The 15,266-nt window shown below is 66.3% G+C and carries 14 protein-coding genes; 1 reads left to right on the forward strand and 13 read right to left on the reverse strand.

Annotated elements, in window-relative coordinates; all coding sequences use genetic code 11:
- Positions 1-39: 39 nt before the first annotated feature.
- The 5 genes from AC1RQP_RS19895 to AC1RQP_RS19915 form a co-directional block, all read right to left on the reverse strand.
- Positions 40-1,050 carry an ABC transporter ATP-binding protein gene (locus AC1RQP_RS19895; protein WP_492938222.1) on the reverse strand — a complete coding sequence of 337 codons (1,011 nt, stop codon included), beginning with the start codon at positions 1,048-1,050 and terminating at the stop codon, positions 40-42.
- Complete coding sequence (locus AC1RQP_RS19900; protein WP_492938424.1) at positions 1,047-2,060, reverse strand: ABC transporter ATP-binding protein; 1,014 nt, start codon at positions 2,058-2,060, stop codon at positions 1,047-1,049. Before AC1RQP_RS19900 ends, AC1RQP_RS19895 begins: the two co-directional genes overlap by 4 nt.
- 2 nt (positions 2,061-2,062) lie before the next feature.
- Positions 2,063-2,950 carry an ABC transporter permease gene (locus tag AC1RQP_RS19905; protein WP_492938223.1) on the reverse strand — a complete coding sequence of 296 codons (888 nt, stop codon included), beginning with the start codon at positions 2,948-2,950 and terminating at the stop codon, positions 2,063-2,065.
- On the reverse strand, positions 2,947-3,897 hold the full coding sequence (locus AC1RQP_RS19910; protein WP_492938224.1) for an ABC transporter permease: 951 nt from the start codon (positions 3,895-3,897) through the stop codon (positions 2,947-2,949). The genes AC1RQP_RS19905 and AC1RQP_RS19910 overlap by 4 nt, the downstream gene beginning before the upstream one ends.
- Positions 3,898-3,996: 99 nt before the next feature.
- The gene (locus AC1RQP_RS19915) at positions 3,997-5,418 is read right to left on the reverse strand and encodes an amidase (protein WP_492938225.1); all 1,422 of its coding nucleotides are present in this window, start codon (positions 5,416-5,418) and stop codon (positions 3,997-3,999) included.
- A gap of 122 nt (positions 5,419-5,540) precedes the next feature.
- On the opposite strand from AC1RQP_RS19915, the gene AC1RQP_RS19920 reads away from it, so the two are divergent.
- Positions 5,541-6,428, forward strand: coding sequence for a LysR family transcriptional regulator (locus AC1RQP_RS19920; RefSeq protein WP_492938226.1), 888 nt, complete (start codon positions 5,541-5,543; stop codon positions 6,426-6,428).
- A gap of 6 nt (positions 6,429-6,434) precedes the next feature.
- Here AC1RQP_RS19920 and AC1RQP_RS19925 read toward each other — a convergent pair whose 3' ends face one another.
- The 8 genes from AC1RQP_RS19925 to AC1RQP_RS19960 form a co-directional block, all read right to left on the reverse strand.
- Positions 6,435-7,370: a carbohydrate kinase family protein gene (locus tag AC1RQP_RS19925; RefSeq protein WP_492938227.1), complete on the reverse strand. Its 936-nt coding sequence runs from the start codon at positions 7,368-7,370 to the stop codon at positions 6,435-6,437.
- A gap of 5 nt (positions 7,371-7,375) precedes the next feature.
- Positions 7,376-9,019 carry an FGGY-family carbohydrate kinase gene (locus tag AC1RQP_RS19930; RefSeq protein ID WP_492938228.1) on the reverse strand — a complete coding sequence of 548 codons (1,644 nt, stop codon included), beginning with the start codon at positions 9,017-9,019 and terminating at the stop codon, positions 7,376-7,378.
- A gap of 39 nt (positions 9,020-9,058) precedes the next feature.
- The gene (locus AC1RQP_RS19935) at positions 9,059-9,832 is read right to left on the reverse strand and encodes an SDR family NAD(P)-dependent oxidoreductase (protein ID WP_131870097.1); all 774 of its coding nucleotides are present in this window, start codon (positions 9,830-9,832) and stop codon (positions 9,059-9,061) included.
- Between the two features lie 31 nt (positions 9,833-9,863).
- Positions 9,864-10,871, reverse strand: coding sequence for an ABC transporter ATP-binding protein (locus AC1RQP_RS19940; RefSeq protein ID WP_492938229.1), 1,008 nt, complete (start codon positions 10,869-10,871; stop codon positions 9,864-9,866).
- A 15-nt stretch (positions 10,872-10,886) separates the two neighbouring features.
- Positions 10,887-11,717: a carbohydrate ABC transporter permease gene (locus tag AC1RQP_RS19945; protein ID WP_239622570.1), complete on the reverse strand. Its 831-nt coding sequence runs from the start codon at positions 11,715-11,717 to the stop codon at positions 10,887-10,889.
- A gap of 4 nt (positions 11,718-11,721) precedes the next feature.
- Positions 11,722-12,594 carry a carbohydrate ABC transporter permease gene (locus AC1RQP_RS19950; protein WP_239622569.1) on the reverse strand — a complete coding sequence of 291 codons (873 nt, stop codon included), beginning with the start codon at positions 12,592-12,594 and terminating at the stop codon, positions 11,722-11,724.
- A gap of 89 nt (positions 12,595-12,683) precedes the next feature.
- Positions 12,684-13,994: an ABC transporter substrate-binding protein gene (locus tag AC1RQP_RS19955; protein WP_492938230.1), complete on the reverse strand. Its 1,311-nt coding sequence runs from the start codon at positions 13,992-13,994 to the stop codon at positions 12,684-12,686.
- 315 nt (positions 13,995-14,309) lie between these two features.
- Positions 14,310-15,260, reverse strand: coding sequence for a sugar-binding transcriptional regulator (locus AC1RQP_RS19960; RefSeq protein ID WP_492938231.1), 951 nt, complete (start codon positions 15,258-15,260; stop codon positions 14,310-14,312).
- Positions 15,261-15,266 lie beyond the last annotated feature (6 nt).

Raw genomic sequence — 15,266 nt, forward strand, 5'->3', positions numbered from 1 at the left:
CGGCCTGTGCTTAAGCCTACGCCAATCCTGCTGCGAACACTAACCTTCCATGGCCGCCTGCGGCAACGCCATCACGGCCTCGGCCTTGTGGCAGGCGGCAAGGTGCCCCTCGCCGACCTTGCGTAACTCAGGCAGAACCTCGCGGCAATGCTGGTCGGCGAGCGGACAGCGCGCGACATAGGGGCAGCCGGTCGCCACCGCCGATTGCGAGGCGATCGCCTGCGCTCCGCGCCGCCGCCGGCCCCCGACGGGGCGCGCCCGCGGCACGGCATCCAGGAGTGCTCGCGTATAGGGATGGGCGCAGCGCTCGAACAGATCCTCCGGCCGCCCCTGCTCGACGATCCGGCCGAGATACATCACCGCGACCTCGTCGCAGAGATAGTCGACGACGGCGAGGTCGTGGCTGATCAGGATGTAGCTGAGGCCGAACTGCTCCTGGAGGTCCTGCATCAGGTTCAGCACCTGCGCCTGCACGGAGACGTCGAGCGCGGAGACCGGCTCGTCGGCGACGATCAGCTTGGGCTGGGTGATCAGTGCACGCGCGATCGCAATGCGCTGGCGCTGGCCGCCGGAGAATTCGTGCGGATACTTGTCCATGTCCGCATCGCGCAGACCGACCTGCCGCAGCACCACGGCGACGCGTTCGCGGAACGTGGTGCGGTCCGCGCCTTCGAGCACGGTCAGCGGTTCGGCGACGATGCGGGCGATGGTCTGGCGCGGATCGAGCGAGCCATAGGGGTCCTGGAACACCATCTGGAAATCGCGCCTTGCGCGGCGCAACTCGTCGGCGGAGATACGGTTGAGATCGCGGCCGAGCAGCGCGACCTCCCCTGACGTCGGCCGCTCCAGCGCCATCACCAGCCGCGCGAAAGTCGACTTGCCCGATCCGGACTCGCCGACGACGCCGAGGCTCTTGCCGGCGCCGACCTGCACGCTCACGCCGTTGAGCGCACGCACCTGTCCCGGCGGCCGGAACAGGCTTTCGCGCGGCAGCGCGTAACGCTGCACCAGATCCTTCACGTCGAGAAGAGGCTCTGCTGCGGCGGTCATGCGGTCAGCGCTCCGACGCGCTCTGCCATCGACACATCCGTCCTGATGCAGCGTACGAGGTGGCCGGGGCCGACGTCCACCATCGGCGGCAGCGCGGCGCGGCACCGATCGATCACGAGCGGACAGCGATCGGAGAAGGTGCAGCCGGACGGCAAATCGGCGAGCTCCGGCACCGTGCCCGAGATGGTCTTCAGCCGCGTCCCCTTGCGTGCGCCGAGCTTCGGCCGCGCGCGAAACAGGCCCTGCGTGTAGGGATGTCCCATCCGGCGGAACACCTCGTTGGTCGGCCCGCTCTCGACGACGGCACCGCCATACATCACCATCATGCGCTGCACGTTCTCGGCGATGACGCCGAGATCGTGCGAAATCAGGATCATCGACATGCCGCGCTCCTCGACGAGATCGGCAATGAGGTCGAGGATCTGGCCCTGGATGGTGACGTCGAGTGCGGTGGTCGGCTCGTCCGCGATCAACAGGTCGGGCTCGCAGGCGAGCGCCATGGCGATGGTGATGCGCTGGCGCTGGCCGCCGGAGAACTGGTGGGGATAGGCGTCGACGCGCCGTGCGGGATCGGGCAGCCCGACGCGGTCGAGCAAGGCGATCGCTTCGCGCCGCGCCTGCGCCGCCGAATATTTCTTGTGGCGGCGCAGCGGCTCGGCGACCTGATGGCCGATCGTGTGCATCGGGTTGAGCGCGGTCATGGGCTCCTGGAAGATCATGCTGATGCGGTTGCCGCGCAGCCGGCAATAATCGCCATCCGAAAGCCCGACGAGCTCCTTGCCATCCAGCTTGATGCTGCCGGTGACGGCCGCACTGTCCGGCAGCAGGCCCATCAACGACAACGCGGTGACCGACTTGCCGCAGCCGGATTCGCCGACGAGCCCGAGCGTCTCGCCGCGCTCGAGCGAGAAGCTGACGCCGCGCACCGCCTGCGCCGGCCCGCGGCTGGTGTTGAGGCGGACGCCGAGATTGCCGACTTCGATCAGCGGCACGTTGGAGCGCTCGCCCATCATTATCGCTCCCGCGCCAGCCTGGGATCGAGCAGGTCGCGCAGCCCATCCCCGAGCAGATTGAGACCCAGCACCGCGATCGCGATCGCCGCACCCGGATAGACCGCGAGCATCGGCGACTGGAACAGCAGCGTCTGCGCATCGTTCAGCATCCGCCCCCAGGACGGCTGCGGCGGCTGCGTGCCGAGGCCGAGATAGGACAGCGCGGCTTCGGCGAGGATGGCGAGCGCAAACTGGATGGTGACCTGCACGATCAGGATCGACAGGATGTTGGGCAGCACGTGCTCGATGGTGATGCGAAAGCGTCCCTTCCCTGCCGCGCGCGCGGCCAGCACGAATTCGCGCGCCCAGATCGCATTGGCCGAGCCGCGCGTCAGCCGCGTCAGTGTCGGGATCTGGAAGATGCCGATCGCGATGATCGAGGTCACCATGCCTGGCCCTACGACCGCGGCGAGCATGATCGCGGAGAGCACGGCCGGAAAGGCGAAAGTAAAGTCGGAAAAGCGCATGATGATCTCTTCCGTCCAGCCGCGCCGGGCCGAGGCGATCAGGCCGAGCGTGACGCCGAAGGTGAGACCGATACTGACGGCGATGACACCGACCATGATGGTGGATCTGGCACCGGCGAGCAACAGCGAGACGATGTCGCGGCCGAAGGAATCGGTGCCGAGCCAATGCGCCGCCGAGGGTGGCCGGAGCTTCGATGCGATGTCGATCTCGTAAGGAGACCAGGGCGTCCACACCAGCGACAGCAGCGCCGAGGCGAGCACCAGCAGGCTCAGCGCAGCGCCGAGCACGAAGCTGCGATGGCGCAGTGCTCGACGGAAGAACGTGCGGGCCGGCAGAGGCCGCGTTGCGATCGGCACATCGATGGTCAGGGGCTCGCTCACAGGTCGTGGACCTTGATGCGGGGATCGATGAAGGCGTAGAGCACGTCGACCACGAAATTGACGATGACGACCATGGTCGCGAGCAGCATCACGCAATTGCGCACCACGATCAGATCGCGGTTGGCGATCGACTGGAAGATCAGCCGGCCGAGGCCCGGCAGGTAGAACACATTCTCGATCACGATGGTGCCGGCGAGCAGATTGGCGAATTGCAGCCCCATCACCGTCATCACGGGGATCATGGCATTGCGCAGCACGTGGCTCCACAGCACCTCGCGCTTGCCGAGGCCCTTTGCGCGCGCAGTGCGGACGAAGTCCTCGCGCAGCACTTCGAGCACGGCCGAACGCGTGACGCGCGCGAGGATGGCGGCCTGCACCACCGCGAGCGAGATTGCCGGCAGCAGCAGCGACTTCACGCCGAGCCAGATGCCGTCGTCCCAGCCGGCAAAGCCACCCGCCGAGAGCCATTGCAGGCGCACCGAGAACAACAGCACCAGCAGGATGGCGAACCAGAAGTTCGGCAGCGCGATGCCGACCTGGGTCAGCGACATCACGCCGACGTCGCCGAGCTTGTTGTGATTGGCGGCGGTGTAGATGCCGGCGGAGAGCGCCAGCGTCACGGTGATGGTCATGGCCATGATCGCGAGCGGAATGGTCAGCATCAGCCGCTCCGCGATCAGGCCGGCGACCGGCGTGCCGTAGGCATAGGAGTTGCCGAGATCGCCGACGAGCAGCCCCTTGATCCAGTGCAGATAGCGGACCGCCAGCGGCTGGTCGAGCCCGAGCTTGACGGTGAGCGCGCGTACCGCATCCGCCGAGGCATCGGCGCCCATCAGCATCTGCGCGGCATTGCCGGGAAGCGCGTCGAGCACCAGGAAGATGATCAGCGATGCGCCGACCAGCGTCGCGAGCAAGGTCAACAGACGTCGGAGGACAAAGACGCTCATGCGCGCTCGGCTTCAGGGCTCACCTGCGGCACGATCAACATGTCTGGACCCCGGAGGCAAGTCCTTTGCACACGCGCCCCTTGCTGCATGCCCATGTTCTCAAGCCGGCCAGCGGGACAGAAGATCGCTCGAAGCCTCGAACATTGCGCTCACGCGCAGCAATTCCGCATCGGCGCGGAAGCGGCCGACGAGTTGAATCCCGATCGGCAGGCCGTCGCGGGCAAAACCCGAGGGCAGGCTGATCGCGGGATGGCCGGTCATGTTGAAGGGCATGGTCCAGGGGAACCAGTGCGGCCGGACGCTGTTGAAATGCCGACCATCGATCTCGATGCTGCCGAACAGGTCCTGCTCGATCGGCAGCGCGGTGCGCGTGAGGGTCGGCGTCGCCAGAAAGTGCCCGCGCGCAAGCAGCGATTGCAGGCGACGGAACAGCGCGGTGCGCGCGAACATCGCCTCCTGGTAGTCGACGCCGCTGACGTCGGTGGCGAGCGCAAGCTGCTTGAGAAAGGCCTCGCTCAGCTGGTCCCTGTGCTCTGCCGCAAGTTTTGCAAAGCGCGTGCGCCAGACGGTGTGGTTGATGGCGCGCCAGATCGGCTCGATGTCGAAACCATCGCCGGAGAACTCCTCGAGCTCGGCACCGAGCCCGGCCAGCCGGTCGAGGCTCGCCTTGAAATTGACGGCGACCTCAGTGGACACCGGCCGGCCCGGCAGCGCCAGGCAATAGAGGATCCTCTGCCCGCGCAGATCGCCGCGTGGGGCGGCCGTACCGACGAAATCGGGCACGGGCACGCCAATCGACCAGGGATCGCAGGCATCCTCGCCGGCCATCGCCTGCATCATCAGTGCGGTGTCGGCGACGGTGCGCGTGGTCGGTGTGACATACGTCTGGTTGCCGAACGCATCCAGCGCCTGGCTGTGCGGGATGACGCCGTTGCTCTGCTTCAGCCCGACCACGCCGTTGCAGGCGGCCGGAATTCGCGTCGAGCCGCCACCGTCGGTCGCGATCGCGAGCGGTGCGATGCCGCTGGCAACGGCGACCGCCGCACCGCCGCTGGAGCCGCCGGAGGAGCGGCCCGCATCCCACGCGTTGCGGGTGCGACCGAACAAGGGCGAGTCGGTCAGGCACTTGCTGCCGAACTCCGGCGTCGTGGACTTGCCGATCAGGATCGCGCCCTCGCTGCGCAGCCGCGCCACCGCCACGGCGTCCTCGTTCGGCACATTGTCCCTGTAGGGAACGGCGCCGAAGGTGGTCTTGACGCCCCTGGTGTTGACGATGTCCTTGACGGTGAAGGGGATGCCGTGCAGCAGGCCGAGCGGTTCGCCGGCCATCACCTTGCGCTCGGCTTCGCGCGCCGCTGCAATCGCCTCATCGCCGCACAGGGTGATGAAACAGTTGAGCGCGGGCTGGAGCGCCTCGGCGCGCGCGAGAACGGCTCGGACGATCTCGACTGGCGAAATCCGCTTTCCGGCGATGAGGCCGCGCAGCTGGGTTGCGGACAAGCGACAGGGATCGCCGTTCATGGTCATCGCGCTCCGAAGCGGGCCGCCATTGGCCCGAAGACATTGACAGCAAGAATGACAGCCTTGTTAACTCGCCGTCCAATACGAATTTTGCCGTCAGCCCATATACTTTCGGTATGCCAATGGATCTTCGCCGGCTCCGCTATTTCGTCGCCGTCGCCGAGGCGCGCAGCGTCGGCAAGGCCGCCGAGCGGCTGCGGATGGCGCAGCCACCGCTCTCGGTGCAGATCCGCAAGCTCGAGGCCGAAGTCGGCGCGCCTTTGTTCCGCCGCGGCACGCGCGGCATGGACCTGACCGAGGCCGGCCAGGCCCTGCTGGCCCGCGCCGGCGAGGCGCTGGCCCTGGCGGCCGACGGCGTCGAAGCCGCGCGCGCGGTCGCGGCCGGACGGCGCGGGCGGATATCGATCGGCTACATGTTCGCGCTGGCAAATGCGGTACTGCCGCGCCTGATTCCCGAGTTGCGGCGCTCCATTCCCGGCGTCGAGCTTCATTTTGCCGAGCTCAGCGGCTCGACGCGCGAGGCGCGGCTGCTCGACCGCAGCGTCACGGTCGCGCTGTGCATGCCGGCGATCAACCATCCCGAAATCCAGGTGGCGCGGGTCGGCGCGCAACCTCTCATGCTGGCGATGCCGATCCGATCGCCGCTCTCCCGCCTCGGCGCGGTGCCGATGGCGAAATTGCACGGCCGGCCGCTGATCGCGCTGCCGCGGCCGGAGCAGGACCCCGCCTCCTCTGCGGTGACGGCGTTGCTGCGGCGACATCAGGTGGTGATGCCGATCGCCAGCCGGGTGGAAACCGTGCATTCGGCGATGAGCCTCGTGCTGGCCGGCGAAGGGCTCGCGATCCTGCCCGCCTGCGCCAAGCTCGGCGCGCCGCAGGGCATCGTGTTCCGGCCGTTGCGGGACGCAACCGACTCCATCGACGTCGCGGTATGCTGGCGGCGCGACTCGCACAGCCCGCTGATCCGGACCTTCCTCAAGTGCGCCGAGAAGGTCGTCGCACCAATGTGACGCGGACTACCAACTCCAATCGATCTCATGGCTCCAGGGTGGATCGGCGCCCGGGCGGGTGCAGGTCAGGCCCGCGCAATTGGCGGCGAAGGACAGTGCGCGGCGGAGTTCGTCCGCTCCGATCCTGCTCAGTTTCTCGCGCACCAGCTCGCCCTGCTTGTGCAGGGCGAAGAGCAGCGCCGCCTGAAAACTGTCGCCGGCGCCAATGGTGTCGGCAACCTCGACCTTCGGCGCGGGGACTTCGATCTGCCCTGCCCCCGCGTGCCACGCGATCGCGCCGTCGTTGCCGCGGGTGATGACGATGAGGCTTATACCCTGTGCGAGCAGCGTGCTCGCGCGCTGATGATAGGGCTCGTCGCCGAAGAGATAGGCGAAATCGACGTCCGACATCTTGATGAGATCGGCGCCTCCCGCGAATTCGGCCATGCGCGCGAGATATGCCGGCTTGTCGCTGACGAGGTTCGGGCGGCAGTTCGGATCGAAGCAGATCGTGGACGACGCGCGCGCGTCCGCGATCAGCGCCTTGGTCTCGGCCGCGCCGTGGTCGTTGACCAGCGTGGTCGAGCCGACATGAACGGCTTCGACGCTTGCGAATGGAATGGATCCGCGCCGGTAGGTCCAGTTCCGCGTCGCGGTCTCGGCATCGTAGAACGCGTAGTGCGACTCGCCCGCGACGATGCGGACGAAGGCGAGCGTGGTCTGGTGATCGCTGCGGGTGGCGAGACTGATATCGACATTGGAGGCCGCGGCGTGATCGGCGATCATTCGCCCGAACAGGTCGGTCGAGACGCCGCCGACGAAACCGGTCGGCGCGCCCAGCCGCGCCATGCCGATCGCGACATTGAGGCAGGAACCGCCGGCCGCCGGCATCACGGCCTCGCGCCCGTCGATGTTTCGCGTCGGTACGAAATCGATCAGCGCATCGCCGCAGGCAATCAGCATGTCCTTCAACCTCGTTCGACGCCGCGCATCGCCGCGCGGCTGCCGCGATCGACCTCGCGCAGCAGCTTGTAGACCTCGCGCTTGCGGGCGTGAAACGCGGCCATGTCCGGCGCAGTCGGCTCGCTCTTCCGCCCCAGCGCCGACATTTTGGCCATGGTCTCGGCTATCGTGGCATAGGCGCCGCCGGCCACCGCCCCCAGCATCGCCGCGCCCAGCAGCACCGGCTCCTTCGTCTGCGGCAGCGCGACGCTGAGACCGGTCGTATCCGCCATGATCTGCCGCACCAGAGGACTGCGGCTGGCGCCGCCGCCCATGATCATGATGTTCGAGCGCACGCCATGCGCGGCAAAGGCTTCGATCACCTCGGCAAGACCATAAGCGAGCCCGCAGAGGCCGGCGACGAACAACCGCTCCATGGAGGCGATGTCGGTGTCGAGATCGAGACCGGCGATCACCGCGCGCGTGTCAGGATCGGCATATGGAGAGCGGTTGCCGATGAATTCAGGCAGCACATGAACGTCACGCGCGAGCCGCGCCGCGCGGCTGGCATCGCCGGCGCGCGCCATGATGCGGCGCTCCAGGAAGTCGATGAGGTCGAGGCCTTCCCTGCGTGCCGCCGCGCTCGCCTCGCCGAACCCGGGATGCGACTTGAGGAGATGGTCGATCGCCGCGCCCGCGGCCGACTGGCCGCCCTCGTTGAGCCAGAACTCCGGGACCATGCCGGAATAATAGGGCCCCCACACGCCGGGGACAAAGCACGGCTCTTTCGTCGTCGCCATGATGCAGGCCGACGTTCCCATGATGTAGGCAAGACGGTCGCTGACATCGCCCGCCCCGCCCGCCCCATCGCGGCCGCCGATCGCGCCGACACCGCCGGCATGCGCGTCGATCAGCGACGCGCCGACCGGCGTGCCCGGTGCCAGACCGAACTCGGTCGCGGCGGCACGCGTGAGGCCTGCGCCGAGCGGCGTGCCGGGTGCGACGATCTCGGTGCCGATGCGCGCATAGTTCTCGGCGACGAAGTCGGATAGGCCGATGCGCTTGAAGAACGGCGCACTCCAGCCGCCATCATGGGCGAGGTAGTTCCACTTGCAGGTGACGGTGCAGGTCGAACGCTGCAGTGCGCCGGTCGCACGCCAGGTCAGATAGTCGGCCAGATCGAAGAAGTGACCGGCGGCGTCAAAACTCGCGCGCAGATGCCGCTTCAGCCATAGCAGCTTCGGCATCTCCATCTCCGGCGAGATCGAGCCGCCGACATAGCGCAGCACGGCATCCTCGGTCTCGTTGATCAGCCGCGCCTCGGCCGTGGCGCGATGGTCCATCCAGACGATGACGTTGCGCTGCGCCTCGCCGGACGCGCTGACGGTGAGTGGCTCGCCTTGCGGATCAAGCACAACAAGGGAACAGGTGGCGTCAAAACCGATGCCGCCGATGCCGTCGGGTGCAATCGCGGCCTCCGCCATCGCCGCCCGCACCGACTTGCAGCAGGCCTCCCAGATGTCCTGGGAGGACTGCTCGACGATGTCGCCGGCCTCCTGCCAGATCCGGATCGGATGCCTGGCGGTGGCGAGCAGGATACCGGCCTCGTCAAACACCCCTGCCCGCGTGCTCGTGGTCCCCACGTCGACGCCGATATACGCTCGCGGCATTGTCGCTCCCGGTCGCTTCTCGCCAGTTTTGACGCAAGCCTACCAGCAAGTGTAGCCGCCATCCACCAGCACGATGCTGCCTGTCATCAGGCTCGCGGCTTCCGAAGAGAGGAACAGCACGACGGAGGCGATCTCCTCGACCTGCCCCATCCGCGCCATCGGGGTTCCGCCGATCCAGGCGTCGTACATCTTCGGATTGCTCTTCACGAAGGCATTCAGCGGCGTCTCGATATAGGTCGGCGCCACCGCGTTGACGCGGATGCCGCGCGCGCCCCATTCGGCGGCGAGCGACTTGGTCAGATGGTGCACGCCGGCCTTGGAGGCGTTGTAGAAGCATTGCTCCTGCGGCTTGTTGACGATGAAGCCGGACATCGAGCCGACGTTGACGATGGCGCCGCTCCTGGCCTTGAGCATGTGCTTGCCGAATTCGCGGCAACACCAGAACGTGCCATTGAGGTTGACGTCGATGACGTTGAGCCAGTGCTCGTCGGTCACAGTCTCGGCCGGGGTCTCGCTGCGCGCGATGCCGGCATTGTTGACGAGGATATCGACCTTGCCATGGCGGGCGACGAGGTCGTTCGCGACCTCCGCCACGCGCCTGGTGTCGGTGACGTCCATGATCGCGGTCTCGATGTCGAAGCCCTTCGCCTTCAGGCCGGCTTTGGCGCTGTCGGCGACCTTGCCGTCGCGGTCTCCGATCACGACCCTGGCGCCGGCCTCGGCCAGCGCTTCGGCGCAGGCGAGGCCAATGCCCTGGCCTCCGCCGGTGATGAACGCGGTCTTGCCGTTCAGCTTGAATTTTTCGAGGTACATGATCGTCTTTCCGTTGTCTCGTCGTTTCTTGTCAGCCCCGAAGAGCGTTGCCGCCCGCGTCGAAGCGGTGGATGCGCGCGGGATCCGGCAGCAGCGACACGCGATCGCCGGCATGCAGGCTCAATTCGCCGATGTAGCGCGCGGTCAGCATGCCGAGCGGACCGGCATCGACGTAGAGAAACGTGTCGCTGCCGAGATGCTCCGCGACCGCGATCGTCCCCTGCCAGCCGCCACCGCCGTCACGCTCGATCTTGAGGTGCTCAGGCCGCACGCCGATGGTGGCGGCGCCATGCTGCAAGGCGAACTCGCCGGTGACGAAATTCATCTTGGGCGAGCCGATGAAGCCGGCGACGAAGAGGTTGGCGGGCTTCTCGTAAAGCTCCAGCGGCGAGCCATATTGCTCGATCTTGCCGCTGTTGAGCACGACGATCTTGTCGGCCATGGTCATGGCCTCGACCTGATCGTGGGTAACGTAGATCGCGGTGGTGCCTAGCTGCTTCTGCAGCCGCGTCACCTCGATCCGCATCTGCACGCGCAGCGCCGCATCGAGATTTGAGAGCGGTTCGTCGAACAGGAAGGCCTTGGGCTCGCGCACGATGGCGCGGCCGATGGCGACACGCTGGCGCTGACCGCCGGAGAGCTCGCGCGGCTTGCGGTCGAGATAGGGCGTGAGGTTCAGCGTCGCCGCTGCCGCCTCGACCTTGCGGTTGATCTCGTCCTTCGGCAGCCCTGCCATCTTCAGGCCGAAACCGATATTGCCGCGCACGCTCATATGCGGATAGAGCGCGTAGGACTGGAACACCATCGACAGTCCGCGCTTGGCCGGGGGCGTATCGACCACATTCTTGCCGTCGATCAGGATCTTGCCGCCGGAGACGTCCTCGAGGCCCGCGATCAGGCGCAGCAGCGTGGTCTTGCCGCAGCCGGAGGGACCGACGAACACCACGAAGGAGCCGTCGGAGATGTCCAGGTCGGCGCCCTTGATGATATGCACGGGGCCGAAGGATTTTTGCACGCCCTGGAGTGTGATCTGACCCATGATACGCCAGCCCCTCTACTTCACCGCGCCGAAAGTCAGCCCGCGCACGAGCTGCTTCTGGCTGAACCAGCCGAGGACGAGAATGGGCGCGATCGCCAGCGTGGACGCCGCCGACAGCTTCGCCCAGAACAGCCCTTCCGGGCTCGAATAGGACGCGATGAACGTGGTGAGCGGCGCGGCGTTCGAGGTCGAAAGATTGAGCGTCCAGAACGCCTCGTTCCAGGCCAGGATCAGGTTGAGCAACAGGGTCGATGCGAGCCCCGGGATCGCCATCGGCGTCAGCACATAGACCAGCTCGCGGCCGATGGTGGCGCCGTCCATGCGCGCGGCCTCCAGGATGTCGCGCGGGATCTCCTTGAAATAGGTGAACAGCATCCAGATCACGATCGGCAGATTGCCGAGGCAGAGGATGAAGACGAGACCGATGCGGGAATCGAGCAGTCCGAAGGACTTGTAGATCAGATAGATCGGCACCAGCACGCCGACCGGCGGCATCATCTTGGTCGAGAGCATCCAGAGCAGGATGTCCTTGGTGCGCCTGGTCGGCGAGAACGCCATCGACCAGGCCGCGGGAATGGCGATCAAAAGCGCTATCAGCGTCGAGCCACCGGCGATGATGATCGAGTTCATCGCGTGGTGGAAATAGTCGCTGCGCTCCTGCACGGTCGCGTAATTCTCCGTGGTCCAGTGAAAGAACAGGAAGGACGGCGGTATCGCAAACGCCTCGAGCTCGGTCTTGAAGCTCGCCAGCACCATCCAGAGGATCGGGAAGAAAATCAGGAAGCCGAAGAACCACGCTCCGATCGTCGAGACCACCACCCGCTGTGTTGTCGACTTGCGCGCCATGATGTCAGGCTTCCAGGTTGCGGCCGACGATGCGGACGAGGAAGAAGGCGACGACGTTGGCGATCACCACGGCGACGAGGCCGCCCGCGGAGGCGGTGCCGACGTCGAACTGGATCAGCGCCTGCGAATAGATCAGGAAGGCGATGTTGGTGGTCTGCAGGCCAGGCCCGCCGCCGGTCGTGACGAAGATCTCGGCGAACACCGTCAGCAGGAAGATGGTCTCGATCAGGATCACCACGGTGATCGGACGCGCGAGGTGCGGCAGCGTGATGTAGATGAAGGTCGAGATCGCGCTGGCTCCGTCCATCTCTGCGGCCTCCTTCTGCTCCTCGTCGAGCGATTGCAGTGCGGTCAGCAGGATCAGCGTCGCGAAGGGCAGCCATTGCCAGGCGACGATCAGGATCACCGCGAGCAGCGGCGCGTCGGTGAACCAGTCGATCGGCGTCAGGTGAAACAACTGGGCGAGCCAGGCGAACAGGCCCGAGACCGGGTGCATCAACAGGTTCTTCCAGACCAGCGCGCTCACGGTCGGCATCACGAAGAATGGCGCGATCACCATCAGCCGGACGAAATTGCGTCCGATCACGGGCTGGTCCATCAGCAGCGCCAAGGGGATGCCGAGCAAGATCGTCAGTGCCAGGACAGAGCCGACCAGCACCAGCGTGTTCCGGAGCGAGGCAAGGAATGCGGGATCGGTGAGGAAGTAGCGGAAATTCTCCAGCCCGACGAAGGATTCCGAGCCGGGATCGAGCAGGCTGTAATGCAGCGTCGAGAAGTAGAGCGTCAGCGCGAGCGGGACGATCATCCAGATGAACAGCAGCCCGACCGCCGGCGCCAGGAGCGAGCGCGCGAGAAGCTGCGTCTGCCGGGTTGCCATCCCTGACCTCTCTCTTGGAAAGAAGGCGGCCATCCATCCGGGGACGGGCGGATGGCCGCGCGTCTGAGCTCAGGAGGAAGAGCTCGGGTTCACTTGATATAGCCGGCGCGCTTCATCTCGCGCTCGGTTGCGGATTGGGCGGCGGTCAGCGCAGCATCGACCGTCATCGATCCCGCGAGCGCGGCCGAGAACTGCTGGCCCACCTGCGTGCCGATACCCTGGAATTCCGGGATCGCGGCATATTGCACGCCGACATAGGGCACCGGCTTCACGGTCGGCTTGTTCGGATCGGCGGCATCGATCGAGGCCAGCGTCAGCTTGGCGAAGGGGGCGACGTTCAGATATTCAGGATTCTGGTAGAGCGAGGTGCGCGTGCCCGGCGGCACATTGGCCCAGCCGTCTTTGGACGCCACGAGCTTGGTGTAGTCCTTGCTCGTCGCCCAGGCGATGAACTTCTCGGCCGCTTCGGTCTTCTTGGAACCGGCTGGGATTGCGAGATTCCAGGCCCACAGCCAGTTGGCGTTCTTGCCGAGCCCGGTGTTCGGCGCGAGCGCGAAGCCGACCTTGTCGGCGACCTTGGAGTCCTTGGGATTGGTGACGAAGGACGCCGCGACCGTGGCATCGATCCACATGGCGCATTTGCCCGCATTGAACAGCGCCAGGTTCTCGTTGAAGCCGTTGGAGCTTGCGCCCGGAGGACCGGCCTCCTTCATCAGATTGACGTAGGTCGTCAGCGTCGCCTTCCATTCCGGCGTGTTGAACTGCGGCTCCCACTTCTCGTCGAACCAGCGCGCGCCGTAGGAATTGGCCATCGCCGAGAGGAACGCCATGTTCTCGCCCCAGCCGGCCTTGCCGCGCAGGCAAATGCCGTAGGTGCCGGCGCTCTTGTCGGTGAGCTTCTTGGCGGCATCGATGACGAAATCCCAGGTCGGCTTTTCCGGCATTTTCAGACCGGCCTTCTCGAACAGATCGGTGCGATACATCACCATGGAACTCTCGCCGTAGAACGGAGCGGCATAGAGCTTGCCATCGGCGGAGACCGAGTCCCTGATCTTGGGCAGGAGGTCGGCGACGTCGTAATCGGCGCCGAGATTGGCGAGCGGCACCAGCCAGCCCTTCTTGGCCCAGATCGGCACTTCATAGGTGCCGATGGTGAGCACGTCGAACTGACCGCCCTTGGTGGCGATGTCGGTGGTGACGCGCTGGCGCAGCACGTTCTCCTCCAGCGTCACCCATTTCACGGTGATGTCGGGGTTCTTCTTGGTGAACTCAACCGTCAGCCCCTGCATACGGATCATGTCGCCATTGTTGACGGTCGCGATCGTGAGGGTGGTTTCGGCCATCGCAGGGACGGCCAGCAGGACAGACGCGCCGCAGACGGCGCCGAGGACGTGTTTCACGGTGACCTCCCTTGGCTTTGCGCTTTTGAGCATATGCCCACGCATTGGGCGTATGTTCAACGGACGGGCGGCGCTTGTCAAGCACGCGCGCGGACGTTTGCGCACCTTATGAGTGCTGCGGTGCGGGAGTGACGACAGGTGTTGCCCACCAGACTGTCATGCTCCGCGGAAGCGGGGCATCCAGTATTCCGTGTCGTCTTGTTGGTTTGCCTCAAGCGGGGCCGCGGCGTACTGGATCGTCCGCCTTCGCGGACGATGACAATGGGTGCGGATGGAAAGACCGCCCGCCTCACTGACGCTGGAAGCGTAAGCGCCCTACCGCTCCAGAATCGCCCTCGCGGTCGTCTCGTCGGTGATCAGCCCGTTGATCAGGCCCCCGTTCAACGCGGCGGCGATCGCCGTAACCTTGGCCGCGCCCACTGCCGCACCGATCGTCGTGGTCTTCGCCGGCACTTCCGGCGGGATGCTGGTCAGGCGCTTGTTGGTGCCGGCCTTGAGCAGACGGCCCCTGGAATCATAGGCCCAGCCGGTGATCTCGCCGATGGCGCCAAGCCGCATCATCTCGAACAATTCGTCGCGGGTGACGAAGCCGTCGATGTGGACCTGCGCCTTCTGGTCCATCTGGCCGATGCCGACGAGACGCAAATCGGCCTTGGCCGCGACCGCCTTCACCTTCGCGATCGGCTCGATGCGCACCATCCTGTTACGCTCGTCTTCCGACGACATCAGGAACGGCAGCGGCATCGGATAGTGCCGCGCGCCGGTGCGGTCGGCGAGCCGGCCGACGGTGTCGTAGAAACTCGCCGAACCGTCGGCGGAGATGTTGCCGACCAGCGAGACGATCTGGTGATTGGGCCGGTCGATCGGCGTGACGCGCTCGACCGCGGCGCGCACCGCGCGGCCGGTGCCGAGCGCGACGATGACGGGCGTCTCCGATCGCAGCGTCGCGTCCAGCAGGTTGGCGCAGCGTTCGGCGATGCCGGCGGTCGCCTGCGGCGCGCCGGGATCGGCCGGCACCACCTCGCAATGGACGAGATCGAACCGCTCCTTCAGCCGCGCCGCCAATTCCATGCAGGCGGCGATGGGATGCTCGAGCCGGAAGGTGATGAGACGTTCGGCCAGGCACAGCGACACCAGCCGCTGCGCCGAGGCGCGCGAGACCTGGAGCATCCTTGCGATCTCGTCCTGGGTATGGCCGGCAATGAAATAGAGCCAGCCGGCGCGGGCGGCATCGTCGAGCCTCGACTTGTCGTTCTCGGCGGCCATGCGGGC

This window comes from Bradyrhizobium sp. GW821-FHT13H06, from assembly GCF_058803975.1.

Excerpts from the sequence above, each read along its gene's own strand:
- AC1RQP_RS19895 (WP_492938222.1), bottom strand. The coding sequence starts at position 1,050 with ATGACCGCCGCAGCAGAGCCTCTTCTCGACGTGAAGGATCTGGTGCAG.
- AC1RQP_RS19900 (WP_492938424.1), bottom strand. The coding sequence starts at position 2,060 with ATGGGCGAGCGCTCCAACGTGCCGCTGATCGAAGTCGGCAATCTCGGC.
- AC1RQP_RS19910 (WP_492938224.1), bottom strand. The coding sequence starts at position 3,897 with ATGAGCGTCTTTGTCCTCCGACGTCTGTTGACCTTGCTCGCGACGCTG.
- AC1RQP_RS19915 (WP_492938225.1), bottom strand. The coding sequence starts at position 5,418 with ATGAACGGCGATCCCTGTCGCTTGTCCGCAACCCAGCTGCGCGGCCTC.
- AC1RQP_RS19920 (WP_492938226.1), top strand. The coding sequence starts at position 5,541 with ATGGATCTTCGCCGGCTCCGCTATTTCGTCGCCGTCGCCGAGGCGCGC.
- AC1RQP_RS19925 (WP_492938227.1), bottom strand. The coding sequence starts at position 7,370 with ATGCTGATTGCCTGCGGCGATGCGCTGATCGATTTCGTACCGACGCGA.
- AC1RQP_RS19930 (WP_492938228.1), bottom strand. The coding sequence starts at position 9,019 with ATGCCGCGAGCGTATATCGGCGTCGACGTGGGGACCACGAGCACGCGG.
- AC1RQP_RS19935 (WP_131870097.1), bottom strand. The coding sequence starts at position 9,832 with ATGTACCTCGAAAAATTCAAGCTGAACGGCAAGACCGCGTTCATCACC.
- AC1RQP_RS19940 (WP_492938229.1), bottom strand. The coding sequence starts at position 10,871 with ATGGGTCAGATCACACTCCAGGGCGTGCAAAAATCCTTCGGCCCCGTG.
- AC1RQP_RS19945 (WP_239622570.1), bottom strand. The coding sequence starts at position 11,717 with ATGGCGCGCAAGTCGACAACACAGCGGGTGGTGGTCTCGACGATCGGA.
- AC1RQP_RS19950 (WP_239622569.1), bottom strand. The coding sequence starts at position 12,594 with ATGGCAACCCGGCAGACGCAGCTTCTCGCGCGCTCGCTCCTGGCGCCG.
- AC1RQP_RS19960 (WP_492938231.1), bottom strand. The coding sequence starts at position 15,260 with ATGGCCGCCGAGAACGACAAGTCGAGGCTCGACGATGCCGCCCGCGCC.